The sequence below is a fragment of the Streptomyces sp. cmx-4-9 genome (assembly GCF_046548835.1).
Lineage (GTDB): Bacteria > Actinomycetota > Actinomycetes > Streptomycetales > Streptomycetaceae > Streptomyces.
The window spans coordinates 1-16,480 of sequence record NZ_JAEBEE010000010.1; the positions used below are offsets into that span (position 1 = coordinate 1).

Consider the following 16,480-nt stretch of genomic DNA (forward strand, 5'->3'; position numbering starts at 1 on the left):
GCCGATGGTACTGCAGGGGGGACCCTGTGGGAGAGTAGGACGCCGCCGAACAATCATTGTGGGAAAGCCCCGCACCAGCCCTTCACGGGCACGGTGCGGGGCTTTTCTGCGTTCCCGACCGGATACGAACGGCCGGCGGCGCCGGTACTCCGCCGCCTGAGTCTGTTGATCGTCTCATCGGGGGCGTCGCGGCGGTCAGGCCGGTGCGCGCTCGTAGTGTGGGGGTATGGGCTATGACCTCGTCATCTTCGACAACGACGGCGTACTGGTGGACAGTGAGCCACTCGCCAACAGCATCCTCGCCGGGTACCTGAGCGAGCTGGGGCACGCGACCTCCTACGAGGAGTCGCTCCGCGACTACATGGGGGCGGCCGTGCACCGGGTGCACGACCTCGTCCTCGAACGGACGGGGGAGAAGCTGCCGGCGGACTTCGACGAGAACCTGCACGCGCGGACCTTCGCCGCGTTCGAGCGGGAGCTCAAGCCGGTCGTCGGGGTGGAGGACGTACTCGGTGCGCTCACCGCGAGCGGTGTGGGCTACTGCCTGGCCTCCTCCGGCACCCATCAGCGGATCCGCGTCGGCCACCTGGCGGCCGGGCTCGACGGATGGTTCGAAGAGGAGTGGATCTTCAGCGCGGACGACGTGGGCCGGGGCAAGCCGGCTCCCGACCTGTTCCTGCACGCCGCCCGGCAGATGGGGGTGGAGCCCTCGCGCTGCGTCGTCATCGAGGACAGCCCCCTCGGCATCCAGGCCGCCACGGCCGCCGGCATGGACGTGTACGCGTTCACCGCGATGCTGCCCGCCGAGCGGCTCCCCGGAGCGACCGGGTACTTCGGGGACATGATGCAGCTGCCGGGGCTCCTGCAACTGCCCGTGTGATCGCTCTACCCACGGGTAGCCCCGGGGCCTACGCTGACCCGCCATGACGGATGATGTGCGGCTGCGCCGGGGGCGCGGCGCTCTGGGGCTCAGTTTCTTCGTACAGGGAGTCGCCTTCGCGCTGCTCGTGACCCGCATCCCGGCCATCCAGGACCGGTACGGGATATCCGACGGCCTGCTGCCCGCCTTCCTGGCGGCCGTGCCCGTGCTTGCAGGGGCGTCCAGCGTCGCCACCGAGCACCTGGTGAAGCGGGTACCGCCCAGCGTCGTCCTGCGGTGGGCGCAGCCGCTGGTGCTGCTGTCCCTGCTGGGGGTCGGGGCCGGGAGCCGGATGTGGCACGTGGCCGTGGCGCTGGGGGCGTTCGGGCTGGCCGTGGGTGCGCTGGACGCCTCGATGAACATGCTCGGGGTGAGTCTGCAGCACGCGTACGGGCGCAGCATCATGCTGGGCTTCCACGCTGCGTACAGCCTCGGCGGGATCGTCGGGGCGTCGGCGGCCTGGGCCGGGGCGCACTGGCACCTCGACCTGTTCGTGAGCTACCTGCCCGCGGTGGCGGTGCTGCTGCCGTCGGCGCTGTTCGGGAGCCGGTCGTACGTGGACCGGATGGACCGCGGCGGCGGACCCGGCGACGCGGCGAAGGGGCTCGGGCCCGGCGGCTTCTCGCTGCTGCTGCCGCTGTGCCTGGTGATGGCGTGCGCGTACATCGGGGACTCGACGGTGGCGAACTGGAGTGCCAAGTACCTCCAGGACGTGCTCGGGAGTTCCGAGCAGCTGGCGACCGTGCCCTACAACGTCTACATGGTGACCACCCTCCTCGGGCGGGCCGTGGGGGACCTGGGGGTGCGCCGGTTCGGGGCGGCGGCCGTGGTGCGCGGCGGGGCGGTGGTCGCCGCGGCGGGGTTCGCGGTGGTGGCGGCAGCGCCCGGGCCGTGGGTGGGGATGCTCGGGTTCACGCTGCTGGGGATCGGGCTGTGCGTGATCGTGCCCCAGACCTTCGCCGCTGCCGGGCGGCTGTTCCCGGGGGCTTCGGACACCGCGATAGCCCGGCTGAACATCTTCAACTACGTGGGGTTCCTGATCGGGTCGCCGCTCGTCGGCGGGATCGGCGACGCCTGGAGCTACCGGGGGGCGATGCTCGTACCGATGGTCCTGGTGCTGGTCACGCTGTTCCATGCCCGCTCGTTCGGTGCGGGGGAGGCCCGATACGGTGTCGGGCATGAGCGGGCGCGGGCTGTTGATGTGGGACGAGGCGGTCACGGGGTATGACTTCGGGCCGAGCCATCCGATGGACCCGGTGCGCCTGGCGCTGACCATGGGGCTGGTGCGGGCCTTCGGCCTGGACCGGGCCGTGGAGGTGCGGGCGGCGCGAGCGGCCGGTGACTCGACGCTGCGGCTCGTCCACCGGGAGGACTACGTGGCCGCGGTCCGCGAGGTGTCGGCCGACCCGGGGGCGGCGGACGGTTCGTACGGGCTCGGGACGCTCGACGACCCGGCCTTCCCCGGGATGCACGAGGCGTCGGCGCTGATCGCCGGGCAGTCCGTGGCCGGTGCGGAGGCGCTGTGGCGCGGGGAGGCCGAGCACGCGGTGAACTTCGCCGGCGGGCTGCACCACGCCATGCCGGGCTCGGCCGCCGGGTTTTGCGTGTACAACGACGCGGCCCTCGCCATCGCGCGGTTGCTGGAGCTCGGCGCGGAGCGGGTCGCGTACGTGGACGTGGACGTGCACCACGGGGACGGGGTGCAGGCGGCGTTCTGGGACGATCCGCGGGTGCTGACGGTGTCCGTGCACGAGCATCCCCGGACGCTGTTCCCGCAGACCGGCTGGCCCGAGGAGACGGGCGGCCCGGCGGCGGAGGGATCGGCGGTCAACATCGCGCTGCCGGCGGGTACCGGCGACGAGGGGTGGCTGCGGGCCTTCCATGCGACGGTGCCCGAGCTGCTGGCGGACTTCCGGCCCCAGGTCCTGGTGACCCAGCACGGGGCCGACACGCACTTCGAGGACCCGCTGGCCCACCTGGCGGTCTCCCTGGACGCCCAGCGGGCCGTGCAGGAGGCCTGCCACGAGCTGGCGCATGCGCATGCGGACGGGCGGTGGCTGGCGCTGGGCGGCGGCGGGTACGCGGTCGTCGACGTCGTGCCGCGGTCGTGGACCCACCTGGTGGGGATCGCGGCGCACCGGCCGGTGGACCCGGAGTCGGCGGTCCCGGCCTCGTGGCGGCAGGAGGCGTATGCACGGACCCGGCAGGTGGCGCCGGCCCGGATGACGGACGGGCGGACGCCGTCATGGCGGGATTGGGACGCCGGCTACGACCCTGCGGACCGTACGGATCAGGCCGTTCTGGCGACCCGGCGGGCCGTCTTCCCGTTGCGCGGAATGCTGACCTGACGGCGGGGTGTTACGCCAACTGTGGGGCGGTCGGCGTGAACTGATGATCCGCCAGGTGGGGTGGGGGAGCATCGGAGGGTGTTGAGCACCGGCGCGCTGCGTGCGCATCTGCTGGCCGCCCGGTTGGCCGGGCCCGTCGCCACCTCCCGGGAGGAGAGCCTGCGCAGCTACCGCCTGTTCGCGGCGCGGGACCCGCGGGTGCTGCTGGGGCTGGAACCCGAGCGGAACTGGGGCGAAGGTGATCTGCTGGGGCTGATGGCGCGCAAGTGCGGGGTGTCGGCGGATCCGGCGCACGTCAGCGGCCCGGACGAGATCGATCCGGAACGGACGGTGGCCGCGCTGGACGCCTTCGCCCGGCGGTTGCGCGCGGCGGCCGGGGCGCGCTCGCCGGTGCTGTTCGGGACGGGGCACCCGCATCGGCTCCTGGGGTTCTACGCCTGCTTGGCGGGTGCGCTGTCGGCGGCGGGATGTGTTGTCCTCACCCCGGCACGGGGGGCCGCTGTCGACATCGTGACCCGGTTCGGCGTACGCACGCACACCATCGATTACGTACGGGGGGTCGCACTGGTGCGTGAACCCGGCGTGCGGCGGCCCGGGAGTGCCACCGGCGTGCACACCCATTCGCCGCTGCCGGTGCGGGTCGCGCTGGGGGCTCTGGCGGAGGCCGGGGGGCCGCTGCCGGAGCTGGTGGTGGGGGACCACGGGTGGGTCTGCGGCGCAGGTCAGCTGGGTGTGGAGACGATCGGGCTGGCGGACACCGACGATCCTGCGCTGTTCGTCGCGGAGGCCGAGGGTCTGGTCTCGGTGACCGTCCCGCTGGATGACGCGGTACGTGCGGCCTTCTACAGACCGCTCACACGCTATGTACTCAATCGGGCCAGTCTGTCGGCCGGCCAGGAGTGGCTGTAGCTCCTCTTCCCCACTCGTATCACGCGCCCCTACTCTGGGGAGTGAGCGTGCGACGACGAGGAGTAACCGGAGGGGAAGCCGGTGCCCGTCATGCGCGGAAGGTCAAGGTGTGTCATGGCTGCAGGCGAGAGGCCTCTCAACGAGGTCGTGTTCCTTACCGTGGCGGAGGTCGCCTCGGTGATGCGAGTGTCGAAGATGACCGTGTACCGCCTGGTGCACAGCGGTCATCTGCCCGCGATCCGGGTGGGCCGGTCCTTCCGGGTGCCCGAGCAGGCGGTCCACGAGTACCTCCGAGAGTCCTATGTGGGGGTGGAGACGGCCTGAGACTGAAGCCCGGGGCACCCTGAAAGGGCTCGGATTACAAGCTCAGAGCTTGGGCGGGTAGGCTAGGCCGACGTAGGTCGTGTGGGCCCAGACGCCCCGCACCAGTGAAGAGAAGTGAGCGAGGGTAGTCGTGGGCTCTGTTATCAAGAAGCGGCGCAAGCGGATGGCTAAGAAGAAGCACCGCAAGCTGCTCAAGCGCACCCGCGTCCAGCGCCGTAACAAGAAGTAAACGGCAGCTGTACGTGTTCTCCGCAGCCCCTTCACCATCCTGGTGGAGGGGCTGCGGTGCAGCCTGGGGACTTCTTCTAGGGAGGCGCTGAGCTCGTGGGGAAGGTCGTGCTCGTCACCGGGGCCGCCCGGCAGCTGGGAGGGCGCTTCGTGCGCCGGATCCAGCGTGATCCCGACGTGGAGCGGGTGATCGCGGTCGACGCGGTGACGCCGCCGCACCGGCTGGGGTCGGCGGAGTTCGTCCGTACGGACATCCGGCAGTCGTCCATCGCCCGCGTGCTGGCCGAGCACGCCGTGGACACGGTGGTCCATCTGGCGGTCACCGGGGGCGGTGCGGGCACCGGCGGTGCGCACAGCACGGTGAAGGAAACGAACGTCATCGGGACGATGCAGCTCCTCGGGGCGTGCCAGAAGTCGCCGACGATACGGCGGCTCGTGGTGAAGTCCAGTACCAGCGTGTACGGGGGCACCTCCCGGGATCCGGCCGTCTTCACGGAGAACACGGAGCCCAAGTCCCTGCCCGCGGGCGGTTTCGCCAAGGACGCCGCCGAGGTCGAGGGGTACGTACGGGGCTTTGCGCGCAGGCGGCCGGACGTGGCGGTGTGCGTGCTGCGGTTCGCGAACATCCTGGGTCCCTACGCCGATTCGGCGCTCGCCGAGTACTTCTCCATCCCCGTCCTGCCGACCGTGCTGGGGTACGATCCGCGGCTGCAGTTCGTGCACGAGGACGATGTGCTGGACGTGCTGCGGCTGGCGGCCCAGGAGCCGCGGCGCGGGACGCTGAACAGCGGGACCTTCAACATCGCGGGGGACGGCGTCCTGCTGCTGTCGCAGTGCTCGCGGCGGTTGGGGCGGCCGACGCTGCCGCTGCTGCTGCCCGCGGTGACGTGGGCGGGATCGGCGCTGCGGACGATCGGGGTCACCGACTTCTCGCCGGAGCAGATAAGGCTTCTGACGCACGGCCGGGTCGTGGAGACCTCGCAGATGCGCGAGGTGCTCGGGTTCGAGCCGATGTACACGACCGCGGAGACCTTCGCCGACTTCGCGCGGAGCCGGGGCAGGGGACTGCTGCCGCCGGAGCGGGCGGGGCGGGCCGTGGAGCGGCTGGCCGCGGTGCTGAAGGCGGCCGGGGCGGGCGGGCTGGACAGGGGGGACGGGGTGGATCCGGACGTGGACGCGGTGGAAGGAGCGAAGCGCTAGTGGCGGACGCCAAGGTCATTCCCTTCGACGAGGACCGGCCGCGCAGGCGGCCCGCGGGGCGCCGGGTGCGGCCCGCACCGGCGCCCGACCCGGTGGCTCCGGCCGAGCCGGCCGAGCCGGCCGCGGAAGCTGCTGCGGCGGGCACGGCAGGCGCGGGCGCCGACGGCGGCGGCTGGGACCGGCGGATCGCCGGCGGTCTGGCCTTCCTGCGGCGCCGGGTCACCGGGGAGTACGAGGTCGACGACTTCGGCTACGACAAGGAGCTGACGGACCAGGTCCTGATGTCCCTGATGCGGCCGCTGTTCGAGAAGTACTTCCGGGTCGAGGTCAAGGGCATCGAGAACATCCCCAAGGAGGGTGGCGCCCTGATCGTGGCGAACCACTCGGGGACCCTGCCGCTGGACGGCCTGATGCTCCAGGTGGCCGTCCACGACCACCACCCGGCGCAGCGGCACCTGCGGCTGCTGGCGGCGGACCTGGTGTTCATGCTGCCGGTGGTGAACGAGCTGGCGCGCAAGGCCGGCCACACCCTGGCGTGCGCGGAGGACGCGCAGCGGCTGCTGGAGGCCGGGGAGCTGGTCGGTGTGATGCCGGAGGGCTTCAAGGGGATAGGGAAGCCGTTCGGTGACCGGTACAAGCTGCAGCGCTTCGGGCGGGGCGGTTTCGTGTCGACGGCGCTGAAGGCGGGCACGCCGATCGTGCCGTGCTCCATCGTGGGTGCGGAGGAGATCTACCCCATGGTCGGCAATGCGAAGACGCTGGCCCGGCTGCTGGGGATCCCGTACTTCCCGATCACTCCGACGTTCCCGTGGCTGGGCCCGCTCGGGGTGCTGCCGCTGCCGACGAAGTGGACGATCCAGTTCGGGGAGCCGATCTCCACCGCGGGGTACGCGGCGGAGGCGGCCGAGGACCCCATGCTGATGTTCAACCTGACGGACCAGGTGCGGGAGCAGATCCAGCACACCCTCTACAAGTTGCTGGTGCAGCGGCGCTCCGTCTTCTTCTGACCGTCCTCTTCTGACCGTCCTCGCGGGGCGTACGGATGCGGGCGTACGAAAGCGGGCGTATGGAAGCGGGCGTACGAAAGCGCCGGCGGGGCGTTCTGCCCGGCCGGCGCTTCCGTATGTGCTACTCGGTGTCCTCCGCCTTCAGACCCAGGCCCGGAAGCAGGCCGGGGAGCAGGGGCGGGAGGGTGATCTCCGGCTTGGGCGGGTCCGGGGTCACCGAGGGCGGCGGGGCCGACTGCCCCGCGGGCGGGTTCAGCAGGTCGCCCGTACCGCCCAGGAGGCCACCGGACGCCGGGGGCGTGGTGCTGCCCGAGGGGGACGGGGCGCTGCTGGTGCCCGACGGGGTGCCCGAACCCGAGGCCGGCGCGGAGTGCTGCTTGCCGCCGGGGGTGCTGGGCTTGGCCGGGGCCGCCGGGGTGCCCGACCCCGAGCCGCGGGTCTGTTCCGGGGGCTTGGGAAGCAGACCCTGGAGCGGCGCCACGTCATGGTCTATGGCCTGGAAGACCGATTCGACTTCCCCGCTCACGTCGGTGAGCTGCGCCGGGAGCTTCTCCCGGAGCCTGCCCCATGCGTCGCGGTGGGACTGGGCGAACGACGACAGCGTCTGGATCGGGCCGAGCGAGCCGTCCCGTTCGTACGCCGCCTGGAGGAGCCGGTGGCCCTCCGAGGCGTCGTGCCGCATGCCCGCCAGTGCGCGGCGGATCTCGCCCAGGGACTCGTGGTCCAGTACGCCCGTGCGGCCGCGCTCCATCAGCCGGCGGGCTTCCGAGAGGCGGTTCGAGGCCTGGTCGAGGAAGAGCTCGCCCCGGTCCGAATCGTCCTCGGCGAACCCGAGCTTCAGGTCCTCCATGCCCCGCTTCACGGGGTAGAGGTGGTCACCGGGCAGGGCGTCCGAACTGGCAGCGGCCACTCCGCTGAAGGCCCCTGCGGCCACACCCACGGTGAGGCCGCCCGCTGCGATGCCCTTGGACCAGCGGGAGCGGGGCCGCAATTTCCGGAGCGAGGTCGCCCGGTGGGCGCCGCGGCCGGTCCGCTGTTCGGGCACCAGAGGGTCCGAGGCGGCACCGCCCCCGGACCTCTCCTCCAGCACCATGGCTTCCATGGCTGCAACGAGCTGGGCTCGCTGCACCACTTTGACGTCTGCGTCCAGTACCGGGCGCGGCATTTCGCCGAGTGCGCTCGCCAAGGCCAACAGCCGGTCGTGGTCGGCAGGTTCGGCAGGTGCCTCGGACTGCTCGGCCGCCGGGTCCGGTTCCGGAAGATCGGACGGGGTCCGATCCTCCAGGGCCTGGGCGAAGGCGTTCGCCCGCCGGTGCGGAGTCACGTTCGCGATCACTGGCGGCACCTCCTCTCGTCATGACGATCGACTCCCCAGGGTGTCCGGAAGGTTGCCCTCCTTGAGCACATCCACCCGTTCGGGTGAGCGGCTTGGGGCAGGGCTTGTCCACAGGGAGCCTGCATTCCGCACAACGAGCGTCGCGGCACTTGGGTTACGGACGAAGGATGATCGGACCACAGCGTCATCGAGGGGTCACCGAGTGTGAGGTTGTGTTGTCGTGTCGGAGGGGTCAGCGGGCGTCTTCGGGGAGGAGGCGGGCCAGCGTGCGGACCGCCCGGTACTGGAGCGTCTTGATGGCGCCCTCGTTCTTCCCCATCACCCTGGCCGTCTCGGCGACCGAGAGGCCCTGCAGGAAGCGCAGGGTCACGCATTCCTGCTGCTGCGGGTTGAGCTTGCGCACGGCCTCCAGCAGGGCCGCGTTGGAGAGGGACTCCAGGACGGAGTCCTCGGGACTGCGCTCGACCTCGTTGGCGTCGAGCATCTCGCCGGTGGTGACCTCCAGCCGGAAGCGGCTGGACTTGAAGTGGTCCGCCACCAGGTTGCGGGCGATCGTCACCAGCCAGGCGCCGAAGTCGCGGCCCTGCCAGGTGAAGGTGGAGATGCGGCGCAGCGCCCGCAGGAAGGTCTCACTGGTGAGGTCCTCCGCGGTCGCCTTGCCGCCGACGCGGTAGTAGATGTAGCGGTAGACCGTGTCGCTGTACTGGTCGTAGAGCCGGCCGAAGGCGTCCGCCTCGCCGGCCTGGGCGCGTTCGACCAGGTCCATCATGCGGGCCTGGTCGCTGTCGGCCGTGGGGCGGCGGGGGGTGGTCTGCGTGCTCGTGCCGGCGGCCGCGCCCGAGCGGCCGCGTCTGCCCACCGTCGCGCCGCCGTCGGTCAGGGCATAGCAGGGACCGGCCGGGCCGAGGCCGGCAGGCACCGCGGCGGCGAAAGCGGGGACGGCGTACGCGGTGGGGACGAAGCCACGCAGGTGGTCGAGGACCGTTGCGCGCAGCGTAGCCAGGCCCGAGGCGTCAACCCCGACAGGTGGGTACACGGGACTCCCAGAGGCAGAGCTTCCATCACGTGCAGTGCGGGACCGTTCACCCGTCGTGGCGACAGATGACCGGTGGCATGCGTTTGAGGAGAATAACGCTTCGTACAGGCAGCGCTACACCCAGTTGCTCAAATCACCGGTTCCGACACTTCTGTTTCGTGTCGAGGGCATATTCGGTCGCAGTTGGTGATCGGTTCGTGATCACTTGGGTGCACGGAATGGAAGCTTCCACCGAGGGCCGCGACCGGGTCGGGCAGGCCGGAGTGCCGCGCCGGGAGGGCGGGTATGGCTGTGGGAATGCTTGGCCCCCGGCCGGGCGGGCCCGGGTGGCCCGTTCCGGGCCGTACGGGGCCTGCCGGGGCTACTTGCGGCGGCGGTGCAGGGCGACGGCGGCGGCCGCGCCGCCCGCGATCGCGCCGACGCCGGCGGCGGCCGGGACGCCGACCTTCACGGCCTTGCGGCCGGTCCGATAGTCGCGCAGCCGCCAGTCGTTGGTACGGGCATGCTTGCGCAGTTTTGTGTCGGGATTGATCGCGTACGGATGTCCGACCAGGGACAGCATCGGGATGTCGTTGTGCGAATCGCTGTAGGCGGCGCAGCGGGTGAGGTCGAGACCTTCCGCGGCGGCCAGCGCGCGGACCGCCTCGGCCTTGGCGGGGCCGTGCAGCGGCTCGCCGACCAGGCGGCCGGTGTAGATCCCGTCCACGGACTCCGCGACGGTGCCGAGCGCCCCGGTCAGGCCCAGCCGGCGGGCGATGATCGTGGCGGTCTCCACGGGGGCGGCCGTCACCAGCCACACCTTCTGCCCGGCGTCCAGGTGGGCCTGGGCCAGGGCGCGGGTGCCGGGCCAGATCCGCTCGGCCATGTACTCGTCGTAGATCTCCTCGCCGATGTCCATCAGCTCGCAGACCTTGTGGCCCTTGACGATGGACAGGGCGCTGTCGCGGGCGTCCTGCATGTGCTCGGGGTCCTCGACCCCGGCGAGCCGGAACCAGGCCTGCTGCCAGGCGAAGCGGGCGAGCTCGCGGCGCTGGAAGAACGCGCGCTTGTACAGGCCGCGGCCGAAGTGGAAGATCGCGGCGCCCTGCATGACGGTGTTGTCGAGGTCGAAGAACGCGGCGGCGAGGTCGTCGCCGGCGACGGGGAATGCGGGCTCGGCCGGTGCCTCGGGTGCTTCCGGTTCCGCTGCCTGCGCCGTCCCGGTGAGGGGTGGCGACTCGGCCAGCGCGGTCTTGCGGGCGGCCTCGGCCGAGGCCTCGCCTGCCAGAACGCTGCGCGCGGTGGCGGAGCGCCTACGGGGGGTGAGCCATCCCAGAGCGGCCATGACGCGAGCATAGCCACTGTGTTCGGGAGTTCCCGAACCGATGGGATGCGGGGGCGTGAACTCTGCACGGCACGGCCGTGACGCTCGGGCGCGCGAGAATGGGGCCATGACTCCTCTGTTGCGCCGCAAGGAAAAGAAGCGCCCCGAAGAGCGGCTGGTGACGCTGATCGGGAAGCCGGGCTGCCATCTGTGCGACGACGCCCAGGCCGTGGTGGAGGCGGTCTGCGCCGAGACCGGTGCGCAGTGGGAGAAGAAGGACATCTCACAGGACGAGGAGCTCTACCGGGCGCACTGGGAGCAGATTCCGGTGGTGCTGGTCGACGGCGAGCAGCACACCTTCTGGCGGGTGGACCCGGACCGGCTGCGACGGGCCGTGCAGGGCTGACCCGGGGCCGCGATGACCGTCGTGGGTGATTTGCGGGGCCTCGGGGGCGTTTCTGTGAGGAGTGTGTACGGTTTTGCCCCCTTCGGGATTTGAACGGGTTCGGCGGGTCGTCGGTTCCGGCGATCGGCGCCGGAGTTGCGTGACCCCGGTCACTTTGCGCGGACAAAACGGACACAATCTTTGTGCACGCGTTCACAAAGGCATAGCCTGCTGTCGACGGGGCGGTCCTGGGACAAGTGGCCGCCTGCAGCCCCGCTCATCCCGCAGGAGCATCGTGGCAACTGGCCGAACTCACCGACCGGCGACCCGCAGCCGAGGTATTCCCGAGGCCACTGTCGCCCGGCTTCCGCTGTACCTGCGCGCCCTCACCGCGCTCTCCGAGCGATCGGTGCCGACGGTGTCCTCCGAGGAGCTCGCGGCCGCCGCCGGAGTCAACTCCGCGAAGCTGCGCAAGGACTTCTCCTACCTGGGCTCCTACGGCACCCGGGGCGTCGGCTACGACGTCGAGTACCTCGTCTACCAGATCTCCCGCGAACTCGGCCTGACCCAGGACTGGCCGGTCGTCATCGTCGGCATCGGCAACCTCGGCGCCGCGCTCGCCAACTACGGCGGCTTCGCCTCGCGCGGTTTCCGCGTCGCCGCGCTGATCGACGCCGACCCCGCGATGGCCGGCAAGCCGGTCGCCGGGATGCCCGTGCAGCACACCGACGAACTCGAGAAGATCATCGAGGAGAACGGTGTCTCGATCGGCGTCATCGCCACCCCGGCCGGCGCCGCACAGCAGGTCAGCGAGCGGCTGATCGCCGCCGGGGTCACCTCCATCCTCAACTTCGCGCCGACGGTGCTCTCCGTGCCGGACGGCGTCGACGTGCGCAAGGTCGACCTCTCCATCGAGCTGCAGATCCTCGCCTTCCACGAGCAGCGCAAGGCCGGCGAGGAAGCCGCCGCTGCCGCGGCCGCCGGCGGTTCCTCCATGGGCGGCGCCGCGCCCGCCGCGGCCGTGGTCCCGCCCGCCGGGCGGGCCGCCGCCGAGGCGCGCAAGGGCGGTCCCGAGGGAGACGTGCCGGCGGTGATGCCGGCATGAGTCTGCTCGTCGTGGGACTGAGCCACCGCAGTGCACCCGTCAGCGTCCTGGAGCGCGCCTCGCTCTCCGCGGACGCCAAGGCGAAGCTGCTGCACGACACCCTCGCCGCCGAACCGGCGGCGGAGGCGGCGGTGCTCGCCACCTGCAACCGGATCGAGCTGTACGCCGACGTGGACAAGTTCCACGCCGGTGTCGCCGAGCTGTCGACCCTGCTGGCGCAGCACAGCGGTGTCGCGCTGGAAGAGCTCACCCCCTACCTGTACGTGCACTACGAGGACCGGGCGGTGCACCACCTGTTCTCGGTGGCGTGCGGCCTGGACTCGATGGTGGTCGGCGAGGGCCAGATCCTCGGCCAGATCAAGGACGCCCTGGCGCTCGGCCAGGAACTCCACACCGCGGGCCGGCTGATCAACGACCTGTTCCAGCAGGCGCTGCGCGTCGGCAAGCGGGCGCACTCGGAGACCGGGATCGACCGGGCGGGCCAGTCGCTGGTCACCTTCGGGCTGGAGCAGCTCGGCGGCGGGCGGCTGCCGGTGCCGGAATGGGCCGCGGGCAAGCGGGCGCTGGTCATCGGCGCCGGCTCGATGTCCTCGCTGGCCGCGGCCACGCTGGCGCGGGTCGGGGTGGCCGAGATCGTGGTGGCCAACCGGACCGCGGAGCGCGCCGCGCGTCTCGCTGAAATTCTGGTTGCCTCGGGCACCGGGGTGAAGGCTTCGGCCGTCGCCATGTCCGAGGTCGCGCACGAGCTGACACGAGTCGACGTGGTGGTGTCCTGTACGGGCGCGACCGGGCTGGTCCTGACCGCCGACGACGTGGCTGCCGCGGTCGCCCTGCCCTCGCCCGAGGACGCCGCCGCTGCGGTGCAGGGCGCCGGCCGGGACGTCGCCCCGGACCCCGCGCCGCAGGCACCCCCGGCTGCTGCCGGGCGGGCCCCCGGGGCGGGGCTGGACGCCGCCGTCGTGGCCCGGCTGGCGGCCGCGGCCAAGGACGGCGGGCGGATCCCCGACGCCGGAGCCGTGCGGACCCTGACGGCGGTGTCCGGGGCGGACGCCTGCCCCGTCGGCCCCGACGCACCCGCCGGCGACGGCCGCGCCGCGCTGACCGGGGTCGACGCCGACTCGCTGGAGCTGCACGGCACCTGGGCCGACCAGGGCGAGGCCGCCGCGCACCGCCAGCCCCGGCGCAGCGCCCGCGCCCACGGCGACGGCAGCGCGGTCCGCCTGGCGCTGCTGGACCTGGCCATGCCCCGGGACATCGACGCGGCCGTGCACCGCATCCCCGGGGTGCGGCTCGTGGACATCGAGTCGCTCGCGGAGGCGTCCGCCGACGCACCGATGGCGGCCGACGTCGACGCCGTGCGCGCCATAGTCGCCGGGGAGGTGGCCGCCTTCGGTGCGGCCCAGCGGGCCGCGCACATCACGCCCACCGTCGTCGCCCTGCGGGCGATGGCCGCCGAGGTCGTGGCCATGGAAGTGGCCCGCCTCGACGGACGGGTCCCCGATCTCGACGAGCGGCAGCGGGCCGAGGTCACCCAGACCGTGCGCCGCGTCGTCGACAAGCTCCTCCACGCGCCGACCGTGCGCGTCAAGCAGCTCGCGAGCGAACCCGGCGGCGCCGGGTACGCGGACGCACTGCGCGAACTCTTCGATCTCGACCCCCTGACGGTGGCCTCCGTCAGCCGGGCCGACGCGGCCGACAAGAACGACGACTCAGGACGGGCATCATGAATCCACGTCTCGACCAGCCCCTCCGGCTCGGCACGCGGCGCAGCAAGCTGGCCATGTCCCAGTCAGGCCATGTCGCCGACGCGGTCCGGGCGGTCACCGGCCGCCCGGTCGAACTCGTGGAGATCACGACGTACGGGGACGTCTCGCGGGAGAACCTCGCCCAGATCGGCGGGACCGGCGTGTTCGTCACCGCCCTGCGCGAGGCGCTGCTGCGCGGCGAGGTGGATTTCGCCGTGCACTCGCTGAAGGACCTGCCGACCGCCCAGCCCGGGGACCTCGTGGTCGCGGCCATGCCGCAGCGCGAGGACCCCCGGGACGCGCTCGTCGCGCGGGACGGCCTGACCTTCGAGCAGCTGCCCGACGGCGCCCGCATCGGCACCGGTTCGCCGCGCCGCATGGCGCAGCTCAACCACCTGGCGCTGTCCCTCGGCAAGCGGGTCGAGACGGTCGCGATCCGCGGCAACGTGGACACCCGCATCGGCTTCGTACGGGACGGCGTGCTCGACGCGGTGGTCCTGGCCGCGGCCGGGCTCAACCGCATCGGGCGCAGTGCGGAGGCGACCGAGCTGCTGCCGGTCGACAGCGTGCTGCCCGCTCCCGGCCAGGGCGCCCTGGCCGTGGAGTGCCTGGCGTCCGACGCGGACCTGATCGCCGCGCTCGGCGAACTCGACGACCCCTACACCCGGGCCGCCGTGACTGCCGAGCGCTCCCTGCTCGCCGCTCTGGAGGCCGGTTGCAGCGCACCTGTGGGTGCGTTCGCCGACCTCTTGGCCGACGGTCAGATCGTCAATGAAATGCGCCTGCGCGGCGTCGTCGGCACGCTCGACGGCTCGACGCTGGTGCAGCTGTCCACCACCGGTCCCGTGCCCCAGTCGTACGACGAGGCCATGGCGCTCGGCCGCGAACTCGCGGACGAGATGCTGGCCAAGGGCGCGGCCGGTCTGATGGGGGAGCGATCGCTTTGAACCCCACACGTCCGACCACCTCCGCTTTTCCGGGCGTCACCGCCCACGGACACGTCACCTTCCTCGGTGCCGGCCCCGGCGACCCGGGTCTGCTGACGCTGCGCGCCGTGGAGGCGCTCGCGGCAGCGGACGTGCTGATCGCGGAGCCCGAAGTGCTCGACGTCGTGCGCACGCATGCGCGCGCAGGCGTCGACACGCCGCAGCTGACGGTCGCTGACGAAGCGTCAGCAGCCGCCGGTGTCCCGGTGATCCGGGACGCCGCCAATCTTGTCATGGAGGCCGCACGGTCCGGCAGGCGGGTCGTCCGTGCCGTCACCGGCGACCCCGGGCTCGACGGGAACACGGCCGAGGAGATGCTCGTCTGCGCCGCGGAGGGCATCCCCTTCGAGGTGGTCCCGGGCATCCCGACCGCCGTGGGCGTGCCCGCGTACGCCGGGGTGCCGCTGCGCGACAAGCGGGGCGACGACAACGGCGTGCGCTTCGTGGACGCGCGGGGCGCCTCGGCGCGCTGCTGGAGCGAGGCGGGGGCGAGCGACGGGATGCTCGTCGTCTCCGCGACGCTGGAGACCGTGTCGAGTGCCGCCGCCGAACTGGTGGCCGCCGGGCGCAAGCCCGACACCCCGCTGACCGTCACGGTCGCCGGCACGACCACGCGCCAGCGCACCTGGTCCGCGACGCTGGGCACGATCGCCCAGGTCTTCAAGCAGGGCAAGGTGCTGCCCTCGCCCGAGGGCGCCCGCCCGGTGATAGCCGTGGTCGGCGAGCACAGCGCCGCCGCGCGGCGCGAGGACCTGGCCTGGTTCGAGTCGAAGCCGCTGTTCGGCTGGAGGGTGCTCGTACCGCGCACCAAGGAGCAGGCTGCCTCGCTCTCCGACCAGCTGCGTTCCTACGGTGCGGTGCCGCACGAGGTGCCGACCATCGCTGTGGAGCCGCCGCGCACCCCGCAGCAGATGGAGCGGGCCGTGAAGGGCCTGGTCACCGGCCGCTACGAGTGGATCGCCTTCACCTCGGTCAACGCCGTGAAGGCCGTCCGCGAGAAGTTCGAGGAGTACGGGCTCGACGCGCGGGCCTTCGCGGGCATCAAGGTCGCCGCCGTCGGCGAGCAGACCGCCGCCTCGCTCGTGGAGTTCGGTGTGAAGCCGGACCTGGTGCCGAGCGGGGAGCAGTCCGCGGCCGGGCTGCTGGAGGACTGGCCGCCGTACGACCCGGTCTTCGACCCGATCGACCGGGTGTTCCTGCCGCGGGCCGACATCGCGACGGAGACGCTGGTCGCCGGGCTGATCGAGCTCGGGTGGGAGGTCGACGACGTCACGGCCTACCGGACCGTGCGGGCGTCGCCGCCGCCGGCGGACACCCGTGAGGCGATCAAGGGCGGCGGCTTCGACGCCGTCATGTTCACCTCGTCGAGCACCGTGCGGAACCTGGTGGGCATCGCCGGGAAGCCGCACAACGTGACCGTCATCGCCTGCATCGGACCGGCGACGGCCAAGACGGCGGAGGAGCACGGGCTGCGCGTGGACGTGCTGTCGCCGGAGCCCTCGGTGTCGAAGCTGGCGGAGGCGCTGGCCGAGTACGGCGCGGCCCGCCGCGAGGCCGCCAAGGAGGCCGGCGAAACGGTGTTCCGGCCGAGCGAGCGGCGGCCGGGGGCGCGGCGGCGTCGTACGACGTGAGCGGCTTAGCAGGCCGGA

Annotated in this window: 16 protein-coding genes; 13 read left to right on the forward strand and 3 right to left on the reverse strand. The window is 72.2% G+C overall.

Annotated features, from left to right (window positions below):
- Window positions 1–226 precede the first annotated feature (226 nt).
- The 8 genes from ACLJTM_RS28680 (at window position 227) to ACLJTM_RS28715 (ending at window position 6,935) form a co-directional block, all read left to right on the forward strand.
- Window positions 227–880: an HAD family hydrolase gene (locus ACLJTM_RS28680; RefSeq protein WP_411106657.1), complete on the forward strand. Its 654-nt coding sequence runs from the start codon at window positions 227–229 to the stop codon at window positions 878–880.
- A 43-nt stretch (window positions 881–923) separates the two neighbouring features.
- Window positions 924–2,147 (forward strand): MFS transporter, encoded by a 1,224-nt coding sequence (locus tag ACLJTM_RS28685; protein WP_411106658.1) that lies wholly within the window; start codon window positions 924–926, stop codon window positions 2,145–2,147.
- Complete coding sequence (locus ACLJTM_RS28690; protein WP_411106659.1) at window positions 2,098–3,267, forward strand: acetoin utilization protein AcuC; 1,170 nt, start codon at window positions 2,098–2,100, stop codon at window positions 3,265–3,267. The genes ACLJTM_RS28685 and ACLJTM_RS28690 overlap by 50 nt, the downstream gene beginning before the upstream one ends.
- 78 nt (window positions 3,268–3,345) lie before the next feature.
- Window positions 3,346–4,176 carry a phosphatase gene (locus tag ACLJTM_RS28695; protein WP_411106660.1) on the forward strand — a complete coding sequence of 277 codons (831 nt, stop codon included), beginning with the start codon at window positions 3,346–3,348 and terminating at the stop codon, window positions 4,174–4,176.
- A 114-nt stretch (window positions 4,177–4,290) separates the two neighbouring features.
- Window positions 4,291–4,500: a helix-turn-helix domain-containing protein gene (locus tag ACLJTM_RS28700; RefSeq protein ID WP_031145511.1), complete on the forward strand. Its 210-nt coding sequence runs from the start codon at window positions 4,291–4,293 to the stop codon at window positions 4,498–4,500.
- Between the two features lie 130 nt (window positions 4,501–4,630).
- Window positions 4,631–4,729 (forward strand): 30S ribosomal protein bS22, encoded by a 99-nt coding sequence (locus ACLJTM_RS28705; RefSeq protein WP_003948845.1) that lies wholly within the window; start codon window positions 4,631–4,633, stop codon window positions 4,727–4,729.
- 95 nt (window positions 4,730–4,824) lie between these two features.
- Window positions 4,825–5,928, forward strand: coding sequence for an NAD-dependent epimerase/dehydratase family protein (locus tag ACLJTM_RS28710; protein WP_411106661.1), 1,104 nt, complete (start codon window positions 4,825–4,827; stop codon window positions 5,926–5,928).
- Window positions 5,928–6,935, forward strand: coding sequence for a lysophospholipid acyltransferase family protein (locus ACLJTM_RS28715; RefSeq protein WP_411106662.1), 1,008 nt, complete (start codon window positions 5,928–5,930; stop codon window positions 6,933–6,935). Before ACLJTM_RS28710 ends, ACLJTM_RS28715 begins: the two co-directional genes overlap by 1 nt.
- A gap of 121 nt (window positions 6,936–7,056) precedes the next feature.
- Here ACLJTM_RS28715 and ACLJTM_RS28720 read toward each other — a convergent pair whose 3' ends face one another.
- The 3 genes from ACLJTM_RS28720 to ACLJTM_RS28730 all read right to left on the reverse strand — a co-directional run bounded on the left by ACLJTM_RS28720 (window position 7,057) and on the right by ACLJTM_RS28730 (window position 10,631).
- Window positions 7,057–8,271, reverse strand: a complete 1,215-nt coding sequence (locus ACLJTM_RS28720; protein WP_411106663.1) for a DUF5667 domain-containing protein — start codon at window positions 8,269–8,271, stop codon at window positions 7,057–7,059.
- Between the two features lie 232 nt (window positions 8,272–8,503).
- Window positions 8,504–9,307 (reverse strand): ECF subfamily RNA polymerase sigma factor, BldN family, encoded by an 804-nt coding sequence (locus tag ACLJTM_RS28725; protein ID WP_411106664.1) that lies wholly within the window; start codon window positions 9,305–9,307, stop codon window positions 8,504–8,506.
- A 361-nt stretch (window positions 9,308–9,668) separates the two neighbouring features.
- Complete coding sequence (locus ACLJTM_RS28730; RefSeq protein WP_411106665.1) at window positions 9,669–10,631, reverse strand: HAD family hydrolase; 963 nt, start codon at window positions 10,629–10,631, stop codon at window positions 9,669–9,671.
- A 106-nt stretch (window positions 10,632–10,737) separates the two neighbouring features.
- On the opposite strand from ACLJTM_RS28730, the gene ACLJTM_RS28735 reads away from it, so the two are divergent.
- The 5 genes from ACLJTM_RS28735 (at window position 10,738) to ACLJTM_RS28755 (ending at window position 16,462) form a co-directional block, all read left to right on the forward strand.
- Window positions 10,738–11,016: a glutaredoxin family protein gene (locus tag ACLJTM_RS28735; RefSeq protein ID WP_411106666.1), complete on the forward strand. Its 279-nt coding sequence runs from the start codon at window positions 10,738–10,740 to the stop codon at window positions 11,014–11,016.
- Between the two features lie 274 nt (window positions 11,017–11,290).
- Window positions 11,291–12,100: a redox-sensing transcriptional repressor Rex gene (locus tag ACLJTM_RS28740; RefSeq protein WP_411106667.1), complete on the forward strand. Its 810-nt coding sequence runs from the start codon at window positions 11,291–11,293 to the stop codon at window positions 12,098–12,100.
- Window positions 12,097–13,827 (forward strand): glutamyl-tRNA reductase, encoded by a 1,731-nt coding sequence (locus ACLJTM_RS28745; protein WP_411106668.1) that lies wholly within the window; start codon window positions 12,097–12,099, stop codon window positions 13,825–13,827. Before ACLJTM_RS28740 ends, ACLJTM_RS28745 begins: the two co-directional genes overlap by 4 nt.
- Window positions 13,824–14,792: a hydroxymethylbilane synthase gene (gene hemC / locus ACLJTM_RS28750; protein WP_411106669.1), complete on the forward strand. Its 969-nt coding sequence runs from the start codon at window positions 13,824–13,826 to the stop codon at window positions 14,790–14,792. Before ACLJTM_RS28745 ends, hemC begins: the two co-directional genes overlap by 4 nt.
- The gene (locus ACLJTM_RS28755) at window positions 14,789–16,462 is read left to right on the forward strand and encodes a uroporphyrinogen-III synthase (protein ID WP_411106670.1); all 1,674 of its coding nucleotides are present in this window, start codon (window positions 14,789–14,791) and stop codon (window positions 16,460–16,462) included. Before hemC ends, ACLJTM_RS28755 begins: the two co-directional genes overlap by 4 nt.
- Window positions 16,463–16,480: the final 18 nt, after the last annotated feature.

Bases quoted from the DNA above. Each gene is read 5' to 3' on its own strand.
- hemC (WP_411106669.1), top strand. From the start codon at position 13,824: ATGAATCCACGTCTCGACCAGCCCCTCCGGCTCGGCACGCGGCGCAGC.
- ACLJTM_RS28685 (WP_411106658.1), top strand. From the start codon at position 924: ATGACGGATGATGTGCGGCTGCGCCGGGGGCGCGGCGCTCTGGGGCTC.
- ACLJTM_RS28690 (WP_411106659.1), top strand. From the start codon at position 2,098: ATGAGCGGGCGCGGGCTGTTGATGTGGGACGAGGCGGTCACGGGGTAT.
- ACLJTM_RS28735 (WP_411106666.1), top strand. From the start codon at position 10,738: ATGACTCCTCTGTTGCGCCGCAAGGAAAAGAAGCGCCCCGAAGAGCGG.
- ACLJTM_RS28730 (WP_411106665.1), bottom strand. From the start codon at position 10,631: ATGGCCGCTCTGGGATGGCTCACCCCCCGTAGGCGCTCCGCCACCGCG.
- ACLJTM_RS28700 (WP_031145511.1), top strand. From the start codon at position 4,291: ATGGCTGCAGGCGAGAGGCCTCTCAACGAGGTCGTGTTCCTTACCGTG.
- ACLJTM_RS28680 (WP_411106657.1), top strand. From the start codon at position 227: ATGGGCTATGACCTCGTCATCTTCGACAACGACGGCGTACTGGTGGAC.
- ACLJTM_RS28745 (WP_411106668.1), top strand. From the start codon at position 12,097: ATGAGTCTGCTCGTCGTGGGACTGAGCCACCGCAGTGCACCCGTCAGC.